This window comes from Streptomyces sp. NPDC088197, assembly GCF_044741185.1.
Lineage (GTDB): Bacteria > Actinomycetota > Actinomycetes > Streptomycetales > Streptomycetaceae > Actinacidiphila.
The window spans coordinates 469,093-489,509 of record NZ_JBIUSD010000001.1; the positions used below are offsets into that span (position 1 = coordinate 469,093).

Annotated in this window: 16 protein-coding genes, 1 tRNA gene and 1 CRISPR repeat array (1 of these 18 running past the window's edge); of the genes, 11 read left to right on the forward strand and 6 right to left on the reverse strand. The window is 73.0% G+C overall.

Annotated elements, in window-relative coordinates:
* Positions 1 to 1,290: a CRISPR direct-repeat array (repeat unit 29 nt; unit sequence GGGAACAGCCCCGCGCGGGCGGGGAGCAG); it begins 891 nt to the left of the window's first position.
* A 250-nt stretch (positions 1,291 to 1,540) separates the two neighbouring features.
* Positions 1,541 to 1,891 carry a hypothetical protein gene (locus ACIOC1_RS02130; RefSeq protein WP_401851212.1) on the reverse strand — a complete coding sequence of 117 codons (351 nt, stop codon included), beginning with the start codon at positions 1,889 to 1,891 and terminating at the stop codon, positions 1,541 to 1,543.
* Between the two features lie 198 nt (positions 1,892 to 2,089).
* On the opposite strand from ACIOC1_RS02130, the gene ACIOC1_RS02135 reads away from it, so the two are divergent.
* Complete coding sequence (locus ACIOC1_RS02135) at positions 2,090 to 2,467, forward strand: hypothetical protein (protein ID WP_401851215.1); 378 nt, start codon at positions 2,090 to 2,092, stop codon at positions 2,465 to 2,467.
* 162 nt (positions 2,468 to 2,629) lie between these two features.
* On the opposite strand, the gene ACIOC1_RS02140 is transcribed toward ACIOC1_RS02135, so the two are convergent.
* Positions 2,630 to 2,716, reverse strand: a tRNA-Ser gene (locus tag ACIOC1_RS02140).
* A gap of 36 nt (positions 2,717 to 2,752) precedes the next feature.
* A complete protein-coding gene (locus ACIOC1_RS02145) occupies positions 2,753 to 4,543 on the reverse strand; it encodes a S1C family serine protease (protein ID WP_401851217.1) in 1,791 nt (596 codons plus the stop codon).
* Between the two features lie 189 nt (positions 4,544 to 4,732).
* On the opposite strand from ACIOC1_RS02145, the gene ACIOC1_RS02150 reads away from it, so the two are divergent.
* The 3 genes from ACIOC1_RS02150 to ACIOC1_RS02160 all read left to right on the forward strand — a co-directional run bounded on the left by ACIOC1_RS02150 (position 4,733) and on the right by ACIOC1_RS02160 (position 7,846).
* A complete protein-coding gene (locus tag ACIOC1_RS02150; RefSeq protein ID WP_391158927.1) occupies positions 4,733 to 5,650 on the forward strand; it encodes a glycerophosphodiester phosphodiesterase family protein in 918 nt (305 codons plus the stop codon).
* A gap of 228 nt (positions 5,651 to 5,878) precedes the next feature.
* Entirely contained in the window at positions 5,879 to 6,694 is an 816-nt protein-coding gene (locus ACIOC1_RS02155; protein WP_401851220.1) for an ATP-binding protein, read from the forward strand.
* Positions 6,695 to 6,883: 189 nt separating this feature from the next.
* Entirely contained in the window at positions 6,884 to 7,846 is a 963-nt protein-coding gene (locus tag ACIOC1_RS02160; protein ID WP_188281531.1) for a DUF5926 family protein, read from the forward strand.
* Positions 7,847 to 8,618: 772 nt separating this feature from the next.
* Here ACIOC1_RS02160 and ACIOC1_RS02165 read toward each other — a convergent pair.
* Together ACIOC1_RS02165 and ACIOC1_RS02170 are read right to left on the reverse strand one after the other, a co-directional pair.
* Positions 8,619 to 8,894, reverse strand: a complete 276-nt coding sequence (locus tag ACIOC1_RS02165) for a hypothetical protein (protein ID WP_401851223.1) — start codon at positions 8,892 to 8,894, stop codon at positions 8,619 to 8,621.
* Between the two features lie 209 nt (positions 8,895 to 9,103).
* Positions 9,104 to 9,817: a bifunctional DNA primase/polymerase gene (locus tag ACIOC1_RS02170; RefSeq protein WP_355336591.1), complete on the reverse strand. Its 714-nt coding sequence runs from the start codon at positions 9,815 to 9,817 to the stop codon at positions 9,104 to 9,106.
* 603 nt (positions 9,818 to 10,420) lie between these two features.
* On the opposite strand from ACIOC1_RS02170, the gene ACIOC1_RS02175 reads away from it, so the two are divergent.
* Both ACIOC1_RS02175 and ACIOC1_RS02180 read left to right on the forward strand, forming a co-directional pair.
* Positions 10,421 to 12,211 (forward strand): SpoIIE family protein phosphatase, encoded by a 1,791-nt coding sequence (locus ACIOC1_RS02175; RefSeq protein WP_401851225.1) that lies wholly within the window; start codon positions 10,421 to 10,423, stop codon positions 12,209 to 12,211.
* 422 nt (positions 12,212 to 12,633) lie between these two features.
* Positions 12,634 to 14,046, forward strand: coding sequence for an aminopeptidase P family protein (locus ACIOC1_RS02180; RefSeq protein WP_401851972.1), 1,413 nt, complete (start codon positions 12,634 to 12,636; stop codon positions 14,044 to 14,046).
* Between the two features lie 57 nt (positions 14,047 to 14,103).
* Here the strand turns inward: ACIOC1_RS02180 and ACIOC1_RS02185 are convergent, their stop codons facing one another.
* A complete protein-coding gene (locus tag ACIOC1_RS02185; RefSeq protein ID WP_355336593.1) occupies positions 14,104 to 14,547 on the reverse strand; it encodes an ATP-binding protein in 444 nt (147 codons plus the stop codon).
* A gap of 205 nt (positions 14,548 to 14,752) precedes the next feature.
* On the opposite strand from ACIOC1_RS02185, the gene ACIOC1_RS02190 reads away from it, so the two are divergent.
* The 5 genes from ACIOC1_RS02190 (at position 14,753) to ACIOC1_RS02210 (ending at position 20,409) form a co-directional block, all read left to right on the forward strand.
* Positions 14,753 to 15,619: a hypothetical protein gene (locus ACIOC1_RS02190; protein WP_355336594.1), complete on the forward strand. Its 867-nt coding sequence runs from the start codon at positions 14,753 to 14,755 to the stop codon at positions 15,617 to 15,619.
* Between the two features lie 296 nt (positions 15,620 to 15,915).
* On the forward strand, positions 15,916 to 16,665 hold the full coding sequence (locus tag ACIOC1_RS02195) for a YcnI family protein (protein ID WP_401851227.1): 750 nt from the start codon (positions 15,916 to 15,918) through the stop codon (positions 16,663 to 16,665).
* Between the two features lie 317 nt (positions 16,666 to 16,982).
* Positions 16,983 to 17,747: an SCO family protein gene (locus ACIOC1_RS02200; RefSeq protein WP_401851230.1), complete on the forward strand. Its 765-nt coding sequence runs from the start codon at positions 16,983 to 16,985 to the stop codon at positions 17,745 to 17,747.
* On the forward strand, positions 17,744 to 18,292 hold the full coding sequence (locus ACIOC1_RS02205; RefSeq protein ID WP_391158918.1) for a copper chaperone PCu(A)C: 549 nt from the start codon (positions 17,744 to 17,746) through the stop codon (positions 18,290 to 18,292). Before ACIOC1_RS02200 ends, ACIOC1_RS02205 begins: the two co-directional genes overlap by 4 nt.
* Before the next feature lie 68 nt (positions 18,293 to 18,360).
* On the forward strand, positions 18,361 to 20,409 hold the full coding sequence (locus ACIOC1_RS02210) for a copper resistance CopC/CopD family protein (protein WP_401851233.1): 2,049 nt from the start codon (positions 18,361 to 18,363) through the stop codon (positions 20,407 to 20,409).
* Positions 20,410 to 20,417 lie beyond the last annotated feature (8 nt).

Genomic DNA, 20,417 nt, shown 5'->3' on the forward strand with positions numbered 1-20,417 from the left:
GCGCGGGCGGGGAACAGCTGGACAGGCTCGTGGCCCAGCAGACCTTGGTGGGAACAGCCCCGCGCGGGCGGGGAGCAGCAGCTCGGGGCAAAGGGGCCAGTATGGTCCGGGGGAACAGCCCCGCGCGGGCGGGGAGCAGTCGGGGCTGGCAACCACAGTGCCGTTGATGCCGGGAACAGCCCCGCGCGGGCGGGGAGCAGTCGGGGCTGGCAACCACAGTGCCGTTGATGCCGGGAACAGCCCCGCGCGGGCGGGGAGCAGCTGTCCGACGCGCGGGAGCGGCTGCACGAGGTGGGAACAGCCCCGCGCGGGCGGGGAGCAGCTGGGGCGCGCCCTGGATGGGGCGAACCGCGGGGGAACAGCCCCGCGCGGGCGGGGAGCAGAAGGCCACCCTCGGCGGCGACCTGCCGGTGGAGGGAACAGCCCCGCGCGGGCGGGGAGCAGAGTCGCGCGCTGCTCGCGAAGACGGCAACGGCGGGAACAGCCCCGCGCGGGCGGGGAGCAGTTGTCCCCGGCGAACGTCACGATGCCGGTGTGGGGAACAGCCCCGCGCGGGCGGGGAGCAGCGTACAGGAGCTGGAAATCATCCCGACGTGCCGGGAACAGCCCCGCGCGGGCGGGGAGCAGCGATCGCCCCGTTCCGGTCCTGGGAGGCCATGGGGAACAGCCCCGCGCGGGCGGGGAGCAGGTACGCGCCCTTCCCATGCCGACGAACCACCTGGGAACAGCCCCGCGCGGGCGGGGAGCAGTCGCCGGGGTTGTAGTTCCAGACCTCGGCCTCGGGAACAGCCCCGCGCGGGCGGGGAGCAGTTCATCAATGACGAGAAGCCGGGGGCGCACGAGGGAACAGCCCCGCGCGGGCGGGGAGCAGTTGTGGCGGCCGTGGCGTCATGGCGGGAACAGCCCCGCGCGGGCGGGGAGCAGGACTACCGGCCCGCCCTGATCCGGCTGGCGCAGGGAACAGCCCCGCGCGGGCGGGGAGCAGGGCGAGGCGGCGGCACAGTGGCGGGACCGGTGGGGAACAGCCCCGCGCGGGCGGGGAGCAGGCCCGGAAGGTGGGGGCGGTCATGCCCGCCTCGGGAACAGCCCCGCGCGGGCGGGGAGCAGAATCGGCGCTGAAATTGAATAGGGACGTCGCGGGGAACAGCCCCGCGCGGGCGGGGAGCAGCGTCTTCGGCGAGGTCTTGTACCGCCGGGCGAGGGAACAGCCCCGCGCGGGCGGGGAGCAGCACGTCGACGGCCAGGGCGGCCAGGGCGGCCAGGGAACAGCCCCGCGCGGGCGGGGAGCAGAGTAAATGACCTGGGGCTTTATTCGGTTCGACGGCCAATTTTACTCACCTGCCGAGATTCGGACATATATTCCTTATTGCAATAATCCGCCAACACTCAGGCACTTCGCCACTAGGGCAAGACTTGCCCACTCTTCGACACAGCAACGTGCAGGCGGGGAGCGAGCCCCACGACATCCTTAGCATGCATTGGCCACCCAGGGACCATGGACGGCCGAGAGGACGCAAGGAAGGAGAGCCCCGCATCGCCCTCAGGTGCCGGCGTTGTTGTCGCGGCGGGCCGGGGGGAGGAGGAGATCACGGGCGGGGTGGGCTTCGCCGGTGACATTGCCCGAGAATCCGAGGTCCACGCGGGCGGCCTCGTGGAACGCGTTGATGGCGCGGAAGGTGGCGCGGTTGCGGTCGCGCCAGGCTTCCAGGGTGTCCGGGGTCTTGCCGGTGGCCTGCCAGTCGACGGCGAGGGCAGCGGCGTTGAGGTCGTGGGCTGCCTCGACCACGTCGTCACCGCCCAGAAGCATGATGCGCTCGAAGGCGCGGCCCCGGGAACGGGAAGCGGCGGCCACGTCGGCGAGCATCTCGAAGCGTTCTTCGGCTGCCTCCACTACGCCTCGACACGACCCTCCGAAGCCGCAGCACTCGGCGAAACAGGGTGCCTCCTCCCCGACGAGGAGGACGAGGATGCCTGGGGTGAACTCGTCCTCTCCGAGTCACGGCCCGAAGTCGGATCGGACTGGACCGACGACGGGCAGCCGTACGAGAAGCGCGGACTCAAGCGCCGTGCACGCAAGGCGACCAGATCGGTGCCGATTCCGCCGGCCCTCGTCCGCATGTTCCGCGAGCACATCAGGACGTACGGCACCGCTCCGGACGGCCGGTTCTTCCGCGCTGTCGGCGGCGGGCGCGTACGTTCCACCGAGTACACCGAGATGTGGCAGGCGGCGCGGGGAAAGGTGCTCTCCGCCGAGGAGTTGGAGACGCCGCTCGCCGAGGTGCCGTACTGCCTGCGGCAGGCCGGCATCTCCTTGTGGATCAACGCGGGCGTCGACCCGCTGGAGGCCGCACGGCGGGCCGGGCACAGCGTCGCCGTGCTCTTTCGCTTCTCCGCGAAGATCCTTCGCGGCGTGCAGGACCGGGCCAGCGAGCTGATCAGCCAAGCACTCGCTGACCAGGCGGGATAGCGGAGCGTAGTCCGCAGAAGGGGTCGCGAAACCTGACCACAGATTGACCACACGCACTGGTCATCGGTGGGATTCGGTGGCACACGAGCGGGACGCACGACAGGTGGGGCGGGATCTCGATGTGATCGAGATCCCGCCCCACCTGCGTGATTGCTAGCTGCGCGGAGGCTGTGGGATTTGAACCCACGGTGACATCGCTGCCACGACGGTTTTCAAGACCGTTCCCTTAGGCCGCTCGGGCAAGCCTCCTGGCGCGGGGCGCGGGGACAGCTTAGTGGGTGGGGGCTAGTTGCTGTCGCCGGTGCGCTGGCCGAGGGTGACGGTGGTGGTGTGGGAGGTGCCGTTGCGGGTGTAGGTGATGGTGGCCTTGTCGCCGGGGGAGTGCTGCCAGATCTCGCCGATGAGGGTCTGGCCGCTGTCGATGAGGGTGTCGTCGAAGCGGGTGATGACGTCACCGGGCTTGAGGCCGGCGTTGGCGCCGGGGCCGCCGGAGGTGATGGCGGTGTTGGAGTCGGTGGAGATCTTGGCGCCGTCGCCCTGGTACTGGGTGTCGAGGCTGACGCCGATCACCGGGTAGACGGGCTGGCCGGTCTTGATGAGCTGGTCGGCGACGCGCTTGGCCTGGTTGATGGGGATGGCGAAGCCGAGGCCGACGCTGCCGCCCTGGGTGCCGGGGTCGCTGTTGCCCGCGGGCTGGATGGCGGAGTTGATGCCGATGACGGCGCCGTTGGCGTTGAGGAGGGGGCCGCCGGAGTTGCCGGGGTTGATCGAGGCGTCGGTCTGGATCGCGCTCATGTAGGAGGCGCTGCTGCCCTGGCCGTCGCTGGAGGCGACGGGGCGGTGGACGGCGCTGACGATGCCGGTGGTGACCGTGCCGGAGAGGCCGAAGGGAGCGCCGATGGCGATGGTGGCGTCGCCGACCTGCGCCTGGTCGGAGTTGCCGAGCGGCAGCGGGGTGAGCTTGACGCCGCTGGCGTTCTTCAGCTTGATGACGGCCACGTCGTACCCCTGGGCGCGGCCGATGACGGCCGCGTCGTACGTCTTGCCGTTGGAGAAGGTGACGGTGAGCTTGCCGCCGCTGGCCGCCGGGGCGACCACGTGGTTGTTGGTGAGGATGTGGCCCTCGGTGTCGTAGACGAAACCGGTGCCGGTGCCGCTCTCCTGGCTGCCGCTGGCCTTGATGGTGACGACGCTCGGCAGCGCCTTGTTGGCGATGCCCGCCACCGAGGTGGGGGCGCGGTTGAACGCCTTCTGGCTGCCGGAGTCGGAGACGGTGGTCGAGGAGGTGGAGCTCGACTTGTCGTTGTGGTCGGCGATCGCGTAGCCGACGCCTCCGCCGACGCCGCCCGCGACCAGCGCGGCCACCAGGACGGCGGCGACCATGCCGCCGATGCCGCCGCGGCGCTTGCGGCCGTCGTTCGGCGGCGGGGGAACGTGCGTGCCCCAGGCCGGCGGCAGACCGCCGGGGCCGCCGGGCTGGCCGGTACCGGGCGCGTTCGCCGCGCCGTAGGGGGACGACGGCGCGGCGAACGGGTCGTGCGGCCCGCCACCGTGGCCGGACCCGCCATGACCCGACCCGCCGTGGCCCGACCCCGCGCCCTGCTCCGTACCCGACGCACCCGACGCACCCGACGCACCCGACGCACCGAACGCGCCCGGCCCCGCGGGCGGCTGCTCCGCCGCGAACACCGCGGCAGGCGGCGTCCCGTACGGCGAAGGCGGCCCACTCGGCGGACCGTAGGGCGACGGCGAAGGCGCGGGCGCGGGCGAAGAGGAAGAAGAGGAGGAGGACGGCGACGAGTACGGGTCGGCCGGGGCCCGGTACGGATCCGCGGGCGGCACCGGAGCCGCGTCCCGTACCTCCGGCAGGATCTCCGTACGCGACTCGCCGTCCGCGGACGCCGGGGGAGCGGCGGGCGCGGGCGGGGCGGCCGGAGGGGCCGTCGGAGGAGCGGGCGGCGGGGCGAGCGGCGGAGCGGCAGGAGGTACGGGGGCCTGGGCCGCCGAGGCACCGTCGGGCGCGGGCGCTGCCGACTCCGCAGCCGAGCCGGAGCCGGCTTCGTTCTCGGTGCTCACAGCGATTCTCCTCAGGGTCGGGACAGGTTCTGAACAGGATTCCGAACCGGGTGCGGAACAAGGTGGTGGGCCGAACACAGCATTTCCCACGGCGTGTCGGACCGCCGTAAGCGGTAGCTGTGCATCTTCGCGTACCCGTCGTACGGCCGTGTTACCGGGCCGCCGGGGAGACGGTGGCACCATGACACGGTGACTTACGCGCGCGCGGTCCCGGAGGCGTTTCCGGACGGGCGACCTGTCCAGGTCGTCGCCCATAGAGGCGCCTCCGCGGACGTACCAGAACATACGCTCGCCGCGTACCGGAAAGCCATCGAGGACGGGGCCGACGCCCTGGACTGCGACGTCCGGCTGACCTCGGACGGCGAGCTGGTGTGTGTCCACGACCGGCGGGTGGACCGTACGTCGAACGGCCGGGGCGCCGTCTCCTCCCTCGCCCTGGCCGACCTCGCCGCGCTGGACTTCGGCTCGTGGAAGGACGGCCGCGGCGGACCCGGCGGCGCCGGAAGCCGGGACCGTCACCCAGGAGACGCCCGTGCGAAAGACGCGCATATAAGAGGTGCTCGCGCGGGACGCGTAAAAGAAGAGGACGAAAACGCCGTGCGCGAACGCAGCGGCGTCCTCACGCTGCGCCGCCTGCTGGAACTGGTCGCGGACACCGACCGCCGCCTGGAGGTGGCGATCGAGACGAAGCACCCGACGCGGTGGTCGGGCCAGGTCGAGCGGCGGCTGCTCGACCTGTTGCGGCACTTCGGTATGGACCGCCCGGCACGCGGGGAGCCCGCCCAGGTGCGGGTGATGAGCTTCTCGCCGGGGGCGCTGCGCCGGGTACGGCTGGCCGCGCCGGCGGTCCCCACCGTCTTCCTGGTGCGCCACGCGCTCCCCCGGCGCTGGAGCGGGTGGCTGCCGGCGGGCGTCGGCATCGCGGGGCCGAGCATGCGGATCGTGCGCGCCGATCCGGGATACGTGGCGCGTTTGCGCCAGGCGGGGCACCGCGTCCACGTCTGGACGGTGGACGAACCCGCCGATGTCGAGTTGTGCGTACGGCTCGGGGTGGATTCCATCATCACCAACCGCCCGAGTGCGGTTCTGTCCCAACTGGGTCGTTGAAGTTCACAGATGTCCGCAGGCCACAGCAGGAGTCAACACAGAGCAGCCGACATCACCAGGCGACAGCCGTCACAGGGCGTACCCCGGCGCGTTCGTATCGTGTTCGGGCTGCAATTGTGCGTCGGGAATGTGTACGGAGTACGTCAATAGATCGCGGTTGGCTTGTTTCCGGCCGAGTCGCAGAGGGCATCCATCCCGTGGCGCAAGGGCGTGAAGGAGGTCTCGGGGGTGTCGTTGATGGTGGCGCAGGAGGTGCCTACGTCCTCGACCATGGCCCTGCCCCATGGTCCGACCGGCGTCGCGGTGGCGCGCCGGAAACTGCGGAACGAATTGTGCGCGCAGGACGTGCCGGAGCCGGTGATCGACGACGCCGTCCTCATCCTGTCGGAGCTGCTGAGCAACTCCTTCCGGCACGCGCGTCCTTTGGAGACGCACGAGGCCGGGGGCGGCGGTGACGCCGGTGGCGCACGGTCCGCCCGGGACACTCCCCGTACGGTGAACGACGACTGGACGGCCGGCGGCCGTCACGACAGCCCACGGACGGACAGCGGACGTACGGGCAGCGGCCGTACCGACAGCGACCGCGCCGACTGCGGCGAGTGCGGGATACGCGCCGCGTGGGCGATAGGCACGGACGGACTCCTCGCGGTCGAGGTGACCGACGGCGGCGGCCCCACCAGGCCACGCCCCTCCACCCCCTCCCTGAGCGCGCACGGCGGCCGGGGCCTCGGCATCGTCGGGAGCCTGTCGCTGCGCTGGGGCGTGCGCGACGACGCGCCCGGCGAGGTAACGGTCTGGGCGGTCCTTCCGGTACGCGCCCGGCACGCGCGCCGCGACGACCCGGTGATCGCGGGCGGTACGGGCGGCACGCGCGGCCAGCGGGCCGGACTCGGCGGAATCGGCGGTACGGGCATCAGTCCGATCGTCGGTGCGGGCGGCGGCCTGCCGATGGGCATGTCGATGGACCTGGCCGAATCGATCGAAGCATTCGACGCGCTCGGGTCGCTGAACACGGCTTTCGACGCGGTCGACGAACGCGGCTGAGGTCGCGGGTCCAGGCGTAGGGCCGCGCGCCGGGCCGCACAGAGCCGCACCGGGCCGCGCGGGGCACAGCACTACAGCACGCAGGACACCCCGGTAGCCCCCTCCGCACGCCTCGCCGTGGTCCGGCGGCGACCGCGCCGGGCGCTAGGCTCACGGCCGGAACACCGCCGTTACGGGAGAGACCGAGCCATGGCCAAGAAGCGCGCGACCGCGACGAAGACGAAGGTCCCGACGAGCGGAGAGGTCCCGGTGGTCGGCGCGCGCGAGCCCTGCCCCTGCGGCTCGGGCCGCCGGTACAAGGCGTGTCACGGCCGCGAGGCGTCGCACGCGGTGACCGAGCTGGTGCGCCGCCCGTTCGAGGGGCTGCCCGGCGAGTGCGACTGGGTCGCGCTGCGCGAGCTGGTTCCGGCGGCGACCGCCCCGCTCACCCTCAAGGACGCGCTGCCCGACGGCGTTCCTTCGGTGACGCTCGGCACCGTGCTGCCGATGGCGTGGCCCGGACTGCGCCGCGACACCGGGGCCGTCCTGCTCGGCCTCCAGAACGAGGCGGCGTCCGGTGACGTCAGCCGCGACCTCGCCGACACGCTGCTGCGCGCGCTCACCGCGGCGCCCGGCAATCCGGTGGACGGCCGCCGCCCGCCGCAGGACGGGCCGCGCCTCCAGGACGTGCTGGACCTCGACGCGCCCTTCACGCCCGAGGTGCACAGCGGCTTCGAGTTCTGGCTGGAGGACGCCGACGCGGCGACCGGCGAGGTGGCCGCTTCGCTGGAGCGGGCCAACCAGGCGGCGATCCCGACCGTACGGCTGACCGGCGTGGACGCCGCGTACTGGTGCGAGACGCCGGAGAAGAACCACCTGCGGTGGGTCATGCCGCACCCCGAGGAGGAGTTGCTCGACGCGTTGGCCCGGCTGCACGCCGCCGGGGTGTCGTCGCTGGGTGACGGTACGCGGCTGGTCGGCTCCTTCCGCGCGCACGGGCTCGTGGTGCCGGTGTGGGACCTGCCGGTCGGCATGGGCGCCGACGAGGTGGAGAAGCCAGCCGCCGCCTTCAACGAGCGTCTGGCCGAGACGCTTGCCAAGTCCGGCCCCCTCACCGCCGACGAGCGGCGTGCCCGCAGCGGCTTCACCAACCGCCAGATCACCCTGAGCTGACGCCGACCGCCTTCCGCCTCGCGGCGAGCCATTCCACGGCCTCCAGCCGTACGGGGGGCCGTCACCCCGGCCGAAGCGCTCCCGCACCTCACCACCCGCCCCGGCGGGGCAGTCCGGTCGCCCCCGGACCACCCGCCGGTGGTGGGTTACCCGCGCAGTTCCTCCCCCAACCTTCGGCCGGGAGGTGCCCCCAGCGCCCCTGACGGGGCACACCCACTTTCGCCCAGGCGGTGTGCCGATCCTTTAAGGGGCGCGGGGAACTGCGCCACCAGCCACGACACTCCCGCACCTCACCACCCGCCCCAACGGGGCAGTCCGCTCGCCCCCGGACCACCCGCCGGTAGGGGCTGGCCGCGCAGTTCCCCGCGCCCCTCACGGGGCGCACCGTCTTTCGTCCGGGCGGGGGGCCGGTCTTTTCAGGGGCGCGGGGAACTGCGCCACCAACCACCACGCTCCCGCACGTCACCGCCCGCCCCGGCGGGGCAGATCGGGAGGTCTGCGGACCACCGGCCGGTGGGGGCGGGGGCTGCACGGAGGGGGAGGCCGTGATTCCGGTCACAACTCCCGTTGAATCGCGGCTAATCGGCGCCCCGTCGGCATCGGGGAATTTGCTAACGGACGAAGTCTTGTTACCGTTTGGTCAGCCCGGTCGCTGGTGCATCCCCCGTCGCCAGCGACCGGGCGTTTCCATGCCCGCGGGGCGCCGGACGGCGCTTTTCGCCATGCGAGGGAGACGACGGCGACGCTTTTCGTCGTACCGGTCGGTAGCGGTTCAGGTGCCTTCGGCGGGCGGCGGAAGCATTCCGTAACCGTCCACGGACGTGGTCCTGCCGTGCGGAGCGCCGAGGCCCGCGTGGCCGGAGTGGCCGCCGTGGCCCGGGTGTTCCGAGGGGCCGTCCGTGGCGGCGGCCAGCGGCAGGACGACGGCCAGGGCGGCGACGCTCGCGAGGGCGACCATGCGCAGCCCCGACACATGGTCCTGCGCGACCTGCTGAACGGCCTGCGAATGCGGCTGCGGCTGCGGCTGCGGCTGTGACTTCGGCTCCACGGGCACGACCCCACCTGCGCTCGACGGTTGCGGTCCGCCGAACGTAGCGGGCGGACCGGGGACTTCGGAACGATCAGGCGCCGTTCAGCGCAGGGCCGGGGCCCTCGGCTACCCGAACGAGTGACAGAGCGCGCGGCGAACGACACCGCGCCCGCCCTGAACAGCGTTCAGAACAGGCGCGGTGTCAACGCGGCGCATCAATACGCGGATCAATAGGTGAGCCGGTCGCCGTCCGGCGCGGTCCGGCCCGCGCGGACGAGGGCGTCCACGAGGTCGCCGATCCGCGGCAGCCACGGCGCGGCGCCGCCGAGCCCGACCGGCGCGTCGGGCCCCGTCGCCTCGGGCACCGGGGGCCGCACCCAGCGGAGCTGCCCCGCGCTGCTGCTCGACGGCGGCAGCGCCACGTATCCGCCGTCGCCGTGGTAGCGCAGCGATGTCGGCACCCAGTCCTGGCTGTCGAGGAGTTCGCCCAGCTCGGCGAGCGAGTAGGGCGCGACGAGGATCACGTACCGGGTGGGGGTGGCGACCACCGGGCCGAGCCGTACGCCGAGGCGTTCGATCGCGTCGAGCGCCCGCGTGCCGGCCACCGCGGGCAGGCTCGCCGCGGACACCCGGTCGCCGGTCGCGAGGACCACCGGCGCGTCCGGCCTGCGCGTCCACCACCAGCGCACCATGCGCGGGTCACGGGTGGCGGCCAGGAGTCCCGGCTCGTGCGGATGGGCGCCGGGCACCGGGCAGTTGGGGCGGGCGCAGGCGCACGGCTGCGCACCGGTCGCCCGCCATGTGCCGCGTTTGTCGTATCCGACACCGGGCACCACACGCCATTGCCACTGCTCGGCATAGGTGAGCGCCGCGTCACGCAACGCGGTCCGCCCCTTTCGCGGCAGTGAGAGCTTGCGTCGCCTTCCGAGGATCTCGCGCATCAGCGCTCGTTCCTTTCCGTTAACGCCCAGGGATCTGCCCTTGCACACGTATCTGTCGAGCACGCCGTTCACGAGGCAGCGCATCACGCCGCCGGCCGAGCGTGGAACGTGGCGGTGGGTGGCGTGCGCATGGCGCTTGCTCACTTGCCCCGATCGCGAGCCACTAGTCGTGGATCCCGTTGGGCGCAGCTCCCGCTCGCCACTCGGGGTGGGGTCGGCTGTCAATTGCTTACGTACTACGACGCTTGAGCCGGACTCCGGGTTCCTACCCATCACCCGCAAATATGACGCGCTGTTGGCCGGGATCAGTCGACAGCGCGCATGAGACGGGGGTAGCTCTTTCTGGCCAACCTGCGGCGGTCCGACGGCTACTCCAGGCCACCGGCGCACCACGGCACGTGACGCCGGTCACGTCCCGACACCACTCCGTCTACCAGGACAATCCTGGACATGCCCGCGATTGTGCGTGTACAAGTGGGTTCCTTGGTAGCGACGCGCCACGACATGGGGGTTTGCGATGCTATTGATGCAGATGCGCCGCGCTTTGCGGACGAAAAGCGCGGAATGCCCCATCCATTGGCGACTGGCCGGAAGCCCCCGGCCATGAGCGCCGCTCACATGAAAAAAGTGGCCGGAACAGAGCCACCTCCTTCCGCGGCGGCGCAGAATGCGTCCCCCGCGGGAGGCCCTGCGCAGGTCACGGCCGCCTCCGCGGTCCCCGCCGTCTCCCCCGCCGCTCCGCCCGCACCCGCGACGGAACCGGCGGGACCGAGGACGGAACCGGTGACGGGACCGGTGACGGAACCGGCGGCCGGTTCCACGATCGGTTCCACGATCGGTTCCACGATCGGTTCCGCACCCGATTCCACGACCGGTTCCGCGACCGCGCCCGTGACCGACCAGGCCGCCGAACCCGCGGCCAAGCCCGTGACCGTACCCGGTGCGGGCCGTCCCCGGGCGCCGGAGGAAGCGGCCGGTGACCGGTACGGCTCCCCCGCCGTGCAGGACCGGCTGGCCTCCTGGGTGTGCGACCTGTCCCTGGTGCACGAGCTGACCGAGCGGCTGGCCCGGACGACCGCGCTGGACGACACGCTGCACGAGGTGCTGCGCGCCGGGGCCACCCTGGTCGGCGCCCGCCGCGGCATGGTCGCGCTGGAGCCGGCCGACGGCCTCGGCCCCGAACGCACCGTCGGCCTCGGCCTCGGCCACGCCGACCTCGGCACGATCGAGACCGTGCCCGTACCCCGTACGCCCGCCTCCGACACCGGCGTGCCGAGTGACGCGAGCGGATCAGGAGCGCGGGACGGGTCAGGGGCGCGGGACGGATCGGGAGCGCAGGACGGATCAGCGGCGGAGGACGGATCGGCGGCGCGGGACGCGGACGGCGAACGCGTCCACGCCGACCTGCTGCACGAACCCGGCCTCGACCGGCGGCACCGCGAGGTCGCCGTCCAGCTCGGCCTCGGCGCGAGCTACGCGCTGCGGCTGACGGCGCAGTCGGCCGGCAGGCTGGGCACGGCCGTGTGGTTCTACGACGAACCCGCGGAACCCGACGACCGGCAGCGCCGCCTGATGGGCCTGTATCTGCGCTTCGCCGCCGAGCACACCGCACGCGTGCTCGACCTGCGGCGCGCACGGGACACCACGGCGGCGCTGGCCGCGGAACTGCTGCCGGAACGGCTGCCGCGCGTCCCCGGCGTACGGCTGGCGGTCAGGCACCGGACGAATCCGCGCGGCGGCGGCGACTGGTACGACGCGCTGCCGCTGCCCGAGGGCGCGCTCGGCCTGGCCGTCGGCGGGGTGACGGGGCGCGGCCCCGGCGCGGTGGCCGCGATGGGTCGGCTGCGCGCGAGCCTGCGCGCGTACGCGGTGATGGAGGGCGAGGACCCGGTCGCGGTCCTGTCCGACCTGGAACTGCTGATGCGGCTCACCGAGCCCGCCAGGTCCGCGACGGCGCTGTTCGCGTACGTGGAGGCGGAGGCGGCGAACGGCGGCCCGCGCCCGGCGGGCGGCCCCGGCGGCCGCAAGCTGATCCTGGCGGGCGCGGGACACTGCCCGCCGCTGGTGATCGGCGACCGCCGCTGCGAGTACGTCGAGACGTCGCTGTCCGCGCCGCTGAACATGCTCAGCTGCTGGGAGGCGCCCAGCGTCGAGCTGTACGCGCGGCCCGGCGAGACCCTGGTGCTGTTCACGGACGGGCTGCTGCACCGTACGGGGGAGTCCGCCGACCGGGCGCTCGCCCGGCTGCACGCCGCCGCGCAGAGCGCCCCGCGCCCGGCCCGCGACGACCCCGACCGTCTCGTCGACCACATCCTGCACGCCGTCCTGCCCGACGGCCTCGACCGGTCAGAGGGCGTGGAGGACGTCGTCCTGCTCGCCGTCCGTTTCGACTGAGGCGGACAGAGACGGGGCACTGAGAGACGGGCGGCTGCGGGAGACGGGCCCTTGAGAGAGACGGGCCGCGGTCACCCGCGTCCGCTTCGGTCCGCCCGGTCCTGATTCGTGAGCGATTCAGGACCTATGCCCCCCGCACGCCCTCTTCCGCGCGCACATACGATGCGTAGAGGTCCATAGCGGGTCCCGGCGGGACCTCCAGGCAGCTATGGCGACGACAGCGAGGAGGACAGGACGTGGCCGAGGCCCAGGCACAGCCGGACGAGCAGGTCGAGCGGGTCGGACAGGAGACGCCCGAGACTCCTGAGACGACGGGGACGGCCGTGACGGCGGCCGAGGCGGCCACGGACGCGGCAGTCGAAGCGGCCCCCGACGCGGCGGCCACGGCGGACGGCGACGCGGCGGACGGCGACGACAAGCCGATCAAGCAGCGCAAGAACCGCCTCTACCCGGCTGTCTCCGACGAGCTGGCGGCCGTGATGAAGGCCGACTGGGCCGACACGGAGCTGCACGGCCTGGCCCCGCTGCCGCAGGCCGCGTACGCCGCCGCGCGCCGCGCCGCGCTGTCCGAGCGCTTCCCCGGCGAGCGGATCGTCGTACCGGCGGGCAATCTCCGTACCCGTTCCAACGACACCGAGTACCCCTTCCGGGCGGCCACCGAGTACGCCTATCTGACCGGTGACCAGACGCAGGACGCCGTCCTCGTGCTGGAGCCGCGCAAGGGCGGCGGGCACGCGGCGACCGCGTATCTGCTGCCGCGCTCCAACCGGGAGAACGGCGAATTCTGGCTGGACGGCCAGGGCGAGCTGTGGGTCGGGCGGCGGCACAGCCTCACCGAGGCGGAGCAGTTGCTCGGGATGCCGTGCCGGGACGTCCGCAAGGCCGCGGAGACGCTGCGCGAGGCGGCCGGTCCGGTCCGCGTGGTGCGCGGGCACGACGCGGGCATCGAGGCGGCGCTCACCGACAAGGTGACGGCCGAGCGCGACGCCGAGCTGACCGAATTCCTGTCCGCGCTGCGTGCGGTGAAGGACGAGTTCGAGATCGCCGAGTTGCAGCGGGCGTGCGACTCGACGGCGCGCGGCTTCGAGGACGTCGTCAAGGTCCTGGACAAGGCGGAGGCCACCTCGGAGCGGTACATCGAGGGAACGTTCTTCCTGCGCGCCCGTGTCGAGGGCAACGACGTCGGCTACGGCTCGATCTGCGCCGCGGGCCCGCACGCCACCACCCTGCACTGGGTGCGCAACGACGGCCCGGTCCGCTCCGGCGACCTGCTGCTGCTCGACGCGGGCGTGGAGACCCACCACCTGTACACCGCGGACGTCACCCGCACCCTCCCGATCAGCGGCAGCTTCTCGCCGGTCCAGCGCAGGGTCTACGACGCGGTCTACGAGTCCCAGCAGGCCGGTATCGACGCGGTGAAGCCGGGCGCGGCCTTCCGTGACTTCCACGAGGCGTCGCAGCGCGTGCTGGCCGAGAAGCTGGTCGAGTGGGGGCTGCTCGAAGGCCCGGTCGACCGGGTGCTCGAACTGGCCCTCCAGCGCCGCTGGACGCTGCACGGCACCGGCCACATGCTCGGCATGGACGTCCACGACTGCGCGCACGCGCGGACCGAGGCGTACGTGGACTCCACCCTGGAGCCCGGCATGGTGCTGACGGTCGAGCCCGGCCTGTACTTCCAGGCGGACGACCTGTCGGTGCCCGAGGAGTACCGGGGCATCGGCGTCCGGATCGAGGACGACATCCTGGTGACGGACGACGGCAACCGCAATCTGTCGGAGGCGCTGCCGCGGCGCTCGGACGAGGTCGAGGCGTGGATGGCGGGGCTGCGCGGCTGAACACCGGTCCCGGCCGGTCTCCCCGGCCGGTCCCACCGGAACCGGAGTCGAGTGGCGCTACGACGCCTTCAGCAGGGCGTCGTCACGCCACTTGAGCACCTTGTCGAAGGAGACGACCGTGCCGTGACCCGGCCGGTTCTGGAAGTGGACGTGGTCCACCAGCGCCTCGATGAGGAAGAGTCCGCGTCCGTGCTCGGCATGCTGGCCCCTGGGGCTCAGCGGCCGGGCCGGGTGGCGGAACCGGTCGCGGGGGAATCCGGGACCGGAGTCGGCGACCTCGATACGGCACTGGTCGCCGTCGATCCGCGCGGTGACGCTGTACTCCGTGCCCGATCCGGCGTGTTCGACGGCGTTGGCACACGCTTCCGAGAGGGCCACCGCCAGGTCGAAGGAGATGTCCGGATCGACTCCGGCCGTCTCCATGGTCCCGATCAGCAGCCTTCTGGCCAGCGGAACGCTCGCAGCCTCGCGCCGCAAATGGAGTGACCACCAGATGCTCATGCTCCAGCCTCCTGGCTGCGGCTCGACATAAGGTTACGTATTGCCGCGAAGAGCGTCCCGTAAGCGCGATGTTGACGTGATATCGCTCATTCGGCGGATGCCCATGCCCGGCGTACGGGTGTAAGGGGACTTCACGCGCACACCCCCGCGAGCCGGACACCCGCCGTATCCGCCCGGAGCGCGCGGTGAGAAGATGACCGCCGTCATGACTGCCACGCGGGGCTCCGTCCCCTCCGTGCGCGCCGGCGCCGGAATGCGACTGCTGCGGGCCGCGGTGTTCACCGCGGTCTGCGTCGTGCTGGCCGCGGTCGGGCACGCGATGGCGTCCGGACGTACGGTGCCGGTGTGGGCGCTGGTCGTCGGCTGGCTCTCGGTCTTCGCGGTCGTGGCGCCGCTCGCGGGGCGCGAACGCACCCTGCCCGGCATCGCCGCCGCCCTCGCCGTCGGACAGCTCGCGCTGCACAGCGTCTTCAACGCCGGGCAGATGTGCGCGAGTACGACGGCCGCCGGGCACGGCGGCGGCGCGGGGTCCGGCTCCGGCGGTCTGCTGGCCGTCGCGGCCCGGCTGGTCTGCGGGAGCACGGCCGCGGCGCCGCTCACCCCGCGGAAGGCGCAGTGGGTCGTCCAGCAGGCGGGGCTCGACCCGTCCGCGATGGGCGCGCCCGTGCACACCCCGGGCATGGACATGAGCGGCGGTACGGCCGCGGGCGGTACGGGAAGCGTCGCGCACGCCGTGATGTCGCTGCCCTTCTGCTCCCTGCCGATGTTCCTCGGCCACCTGCTCGCCGCCGTGGTGGCGGGCTGGGTGCTGCGGCGCGGCGAGGCGGCGCTCTGGCGGCTGATACGGCTGTCGGTGCGCGGCGCCGCCGAGTTGGCCGCGCTCTCGCCCGCCGTACTGCGCCGCGCCCACGCGCTGCTGTCCGCGCTCGCGGCGCAGGCGGCCGGGACCGCGGGCGTACGGCCCCGGCGGCGCTGCACCGCGGACGCGACGGCGGCCAGGCACCGCACGGTGTGGCTGCTGCGGCACTCGCTGGCCAGGCGCGGGCCGCCGTTCGGCCTCGCGGCGGTCTGACGCGACGCACCCCCGCCGACTCCCCCTTGGCGTAGGCCCCGGGGACTCGCAGGTCCTTGCGGACCTGAGAGGCCCTCACTGGGCTGATGAGTCCATCGGTCCTACGTAGGCCCATAGGACTTATACGGCATAGGTCCATAGGACTTACGCCGCCTTCCGGGGAGCACGGCGACGGTGGCGCGCGGGTCCGCCCACGCCTCCGCCGACCGCGGGCGCCTGACGCGCCGTGGTCCGCGGTTCCATGCCACCGTCAGCCCACTTCCCACAGACCTGTGGAGAACTGGAGCACCCTCGTAATGAGCAGCTCACGTATGCGCGGCCGTGCCGCGACCATCGCCGCCCTCGCCGGTGCCACCGTCCTGCTGGCCGCCGTGCCCGCCTTCGCGCATGTCACGGTGACGCCGAACAGCGCGGCCCAGGGCAGTTACAGCACGGTCGCCTTCAAAGTGCCGAACGAGGAGGACAGCGCGTCCACGACGAAGGTCGAGGTCAATCTGCCCACCGACCACCCGGTCGCCTCGGTCTCGATCCAGCCGGTGCCCGGCTGGACGGCGCAGGTGACGAAGTCGAAGCTGGCGACCCCGCTGAAGTCGGACGACGGCACCATCGACGAGGCGGTCACGAAGATCACCTGGAGCGGCGGGAAGATCGCGCCGGGCCAGTTCCAGCAGTTCCCGGTGTCGTTCGGGCCGCTGCCCGCCACCACCGACGCGCTGGTCTTCAAGACGCTCCAGACGTACGACAACGGTGACATCGTGCGCTGGATCGACGTGCCGAAGGAGGGCGAGGCCGAGCCGCAGCACCCGGCGCCGACCCTGAAACTGACGGCGGCGGCGGCCTCCGACGGCGCCTCGGCCACGCCGAGCGTGACGGCGACCCCGGCCGCCGACGCCAAGTCCGGCGGCTCGTCCGCCGGTACGCAGGCGGCCTCGTCCGACACGAGCGACGGGACCGCCCGTGCGCTGGGCGTCGCCGGAATCGTGGTCGGCGCGATCGGGATCGGCTACGGCGTCTTCGCCGGTCGCCGCCGCAACCCGTCGGCCTGACGCCGGACGCCTGACGGCCGGTCCGGCCGACGGCTCCGGCCGACGGCTGGTCCGACCTACTGCTGGTCCGGCCGACGGCTCCGGCCGACGGCTGGTCCGACCTACTGCTGGTCCGGCTGACGGCCGGCGCCGGTTCTCGCTCGACCGGTGTCGGCCGGATCGCCGGATTCACCTGTAGCACCTGAAGCACCTGAAGCACCTGCTCCACCGGATCCACCGGACCGCTCGCGGTCCCGTTCGACCCGAACAGCCCGCTGGGCGGCCACGCGAACCGTGGCCGCCCGGCACCACCCGTCCACTGAAGGGGCATCACCTTCATGCGCACCACCCGCTCCACCCGCACGACCGCTTCCCCGCGCACGACCGGCACGTCCGGCACGTCCGGCACGTCCGGCACGACCCGTACGCGCACCCGCACCCGTGCCCGTACCAGCGCCGTGACCGGGGCCGCCGCGCTCGCCGTCGCGGGGGCGCTGCTGCTGTCCGGCTGCGGCGGCTCCGGCGACTCGTCGGCGAACGCCAATGTGGCGGCGGTGTCCGCCGAAGCGCCGCAGAAGGCGGGCACGCTGCTCGACACGCCGTTCACGAAGCCCGCGCTCGTGCTGACCGACAACCAGGGCAAGCCGTACGACCTGGTGAAGGAGACCGCGGGCCACCCGATGCTGCTCTTCTTCGGCTACACGCACTGCCCCGACGTCTGCCCGACGACCATGAGCGACCTCGCGCTGGCCAAGGCGAAGCTGCCGAAGGCCGACCAGGACGCGCTGCGGGTCGTCTTCGTCAGCACCGACCCGGAGCGCGACACCCCTGCGCGGCTGACGGCGTGGCTCGGCGCGATGGACAAGTCCTTCATCGGACTGACCGGTAAGTTCGACGCCATCCAGGCCGCGGCCCGCTCGGTCGGCGTCGGCATCGACCCGCCGGTCAAGGAGAAGGACGGCAGCGTCACCGTCACGCACGGCGCCGAGGTGCTGGCCTTCTGGCCCAAGGACGACAAGGCGCACGTCCTCTACATGTCGGGGACGACGGCCGGGCAGTTCGCGGCCGACCTGCCGAAGATCGTCAGGAGCGAGGCGCCGTGAGGCGGCGCGCGCTGCTGGGCGCCGTCTCCGGTGTCGCGGCGGTGGCGCTGGCGACCGGCGCGGGCGTCGCGCTGAGCGACGGATCGTCCGGGTCCGGCGCCGGGTCCGGCGCGGGGTCAGACAAGGCGTCCGGCAGCGCGTCCGGCAAAGGGTCGGGCAGCGGGTCCGGCAAAGTGTCGGTGAGCGGCGGGTACATACCGCAGCCGCTGCTGACCGACGAGGCCGCCGCGTACGTCACCGTCGCCAACGCCGGGGGCGGGGACGCCGAACTCACCTCGGTCAGCACACCGCTGGCCGCGCACGTCACCCTGCACAGCACGACCGGCACCACCATGCGCCAGGTGACGGCCCTGACCGTACCGGCGGGCGGCACCCTCACCCTCGGCACCGGGGGCGACCACATGATGCTGGAGAACCTCACCCACAAGCCGCGGGTCGGTGAAACAGTCACCCTGCGACTCCACTTCGCCCACGCCACGCCCGCCACGGTCACGGTCACCGTGCCCGTCGAGGCGACGACGTACCGCCCGGACCCGAAGGGCTGACCGCAGTGAACCCAGCGACGCCAGCGCGCACAGCGCCCGCAGCGAAGAAGAACGCCCGGTTGCCACGTTTGAGGCCACCGCGTCGCCAGACCGGCGGGCGGCGGCTGGCGGCGCTCGCGGCCTGCCTCGGCGGGCTGCTCGCGCTGCTGCTCGGCGTCGCTGCGCCCGCGTCCGCGCACGCGGCGCTGCTCCGTACCGACCCGGCCGACGGCTCGGTCGTGCAGAGCGCGCCGCAGCGCGTGGTGCTCACCTTCTCGGAGGGCGTGCTGCTGTCGGCGGACTCGCTGCGCGTGCTCGACCCGCAGGGCAAGGACGTGGCGGTCGGCAGGCCGCAGCACGACAGCGGCAAGGACTCCGGGTCCACGGCCACCGTCGGGCTGCGGCCGGGCATCGGCAACGGCACGTACACCGTGGCGTGGAAGGCGGTGTCGCAGGACAGCCACCCGGTGGCCGGGGCGTTCACCTTCTCGGTCGGCGCGGCCTCCAAGACCAGCGTCGACCTGTCGGGCGCGGCGGCGGCGGGCGGCGGCGCGGCGTCCACGCTCTACGGGATCGCCCGCTACTTCGCCTACGCCGGTTTCGCGCTGCTGGTCGGCAGCGCGGTGTTCCTGTCCGTGTGCTGGCCGCGCGGCGCCCTGCTGCGTCCCATGCGGCGGATCGCGGCGGGCGGCTGGGCGACGCTGGTCGCGGCCACCATCGCGCTGCTGATGCTGCGCGGCCCGTACGCCAACGGCACCGGGCTCGGCGACGCGGTCGACCCCGATGTGATGCGCGCGGTGCTGGAGACCCGGCCGGGCGCGGCGCTCGTCTCCCGGCTGCTGCTGCTCGCGGCGGCGGCCGTCTTCCTCGCCGTGCTCTTCGGCAGCTACGCCAAGCGCGAGGACCCGGAGGAACGCGCCGACCTGGCCTGGGGTCTGGGCATCGGCGGCACGGTCGTCGCGATCGGCATCGCCGCCACCTGGGCGATGGCCGAGCACGCCTCCGTCGGCATCCAGCGGCAGGTCGCGATGCCGGTCGACATCGTCCACCTGCTGTCCATGGCGGTCTGGCTGGGCGGGCTCATCACCCTGCTGACCGCGCTGTTCGCCCGCTCCACCGCCGGTACGGTCGAGCCGTACGCCGTGCGCCGCTTCTCCCTCATCGCGCTCACCGCCGTGACGACCCTGATCGGCACCGGCACGTACCAGGCGTGGCGGCAGATGGGCAGTTGGGCGGCCTTCTTCGACACCCACTACGGGCAGCTGCTCTTCATCAAGATCTGGCTGGTGTGCGCGCTGGTCGGCGTGGCCTGGTTCTCGCGGCGCTGGACGCGGGAGCTGGGGGTGACGCCGGTGGCGCGGACGGAGGCGGTGGCGTCCGCGGTGGGGGCTCCGGCCGCCGCGTCCGCCGGTACGGCGTCGGGTACGGGGTCCGGTACCGGGTCCGGTACGGGTTCCGCCAGGGGCAAGGGCTCCGGTACGGGTTCGGGTTCGGGTTCGGGTTCGGATTCCGCCGGGGCGGGCACGGGGTCCGGCTCCGAGGACCCGGCGCGGGCCGCGCAGTTGCGGCGGCAGCAGGACGCGCGGGACTCGGCGAAGGCGAAGAAGGTGCGCGACGCGGATCCCGCGCGCAACCGGCTCCGGCGTTCGGTCCTGATAGAGGTCGGCATCGCCGTCGTCCTGCTGACCGTCACCACGATGCTGACCGGCTCGCAGCCGGGCCGGGCCGCGGAGGAGCAGAAGGACCTCAAGGCGCCGCCCGCGGCGACCGGCGGCGGGAACGCGACGGCCCCGACCGAGGTCGTCCTGTCCATCCCGTACGACACCGGCGGTCCCCACGGCAAGGGCACGGCGGGCCTGACGGTCTCCCCCGCCCGGTCGGGCGCCAACGAGGTCCACCTCTTCCTCAGCACGCCCGCCGGAAGCTCGGTGGACGTGCCGGAGGTGCGCCTCCAGTTCACGCTGCCGGCCAAGAAGATCGGCCCCATCGACGTCCCCTTGCAGCACCTGACGGTGGGCCACTGGACCGCGGCGGGCGTCCAACTGCCGCTGCCGGGCGCCTGGCAGGTGGCCGTCACCGTCCGCACCTCGGACATCGACGAAGTGACGGAGACGAGGAACATGCAGGTCAACCCGTGAAGTCATCC

Coding starts and splice junctions, on each gene's coding strand:
- ACIOC1_RS02160 (WP_188281531.1), top strand. CDS start 6,884: ATGGCCAAGAAGCGCGCGACCGCGACGAAGACGAAGGTCCCGACGAGC.
- ACIOC1_RS02185 (WP_355336593.1), bottom strand. CDS start 14,547: ATGAGCATCTGGTGGTCACTCCATTTGCGGCGCGAGGCTGCGAGCGTT.
- ACIOC1_RS02200 (WP_401851230.1), top strand. CDS start 16,983: ATGCGCACCACCCGCTCCACCCGCACGACCGCTTCCCCGCGCACGACC.
- ACIOC1_RS02195 (WP_401851227.1), top strand. CDS start 15,916: ATGAGCAGCTCACGTATGCGCGGCCGTGCCGCGACCATCGCCGCCCTC.
- ACIOC1_RS02170 (WP_355336591.1), bottom strand. CDS start 9,817: ATGCGCGAGATCCTCGGAAGGCGACGCAAGCTCTCACTGCCGCGAAAG.
- ACIOC1_RS02175 (WP_401851225.1), top strand. CDS start 10,421: ATGAGCGCCGCTCACATGAAAAAAGTGGCCGGAACAGAGCCACCTCCT.
- ACIOC1_RS02190 (WP_355336594.1), top strand. CDS start 14,753: ATGACTGCCACGCGGGGCTCCGTCCCCTCCGTGCGCGCCGGCGCCGGA.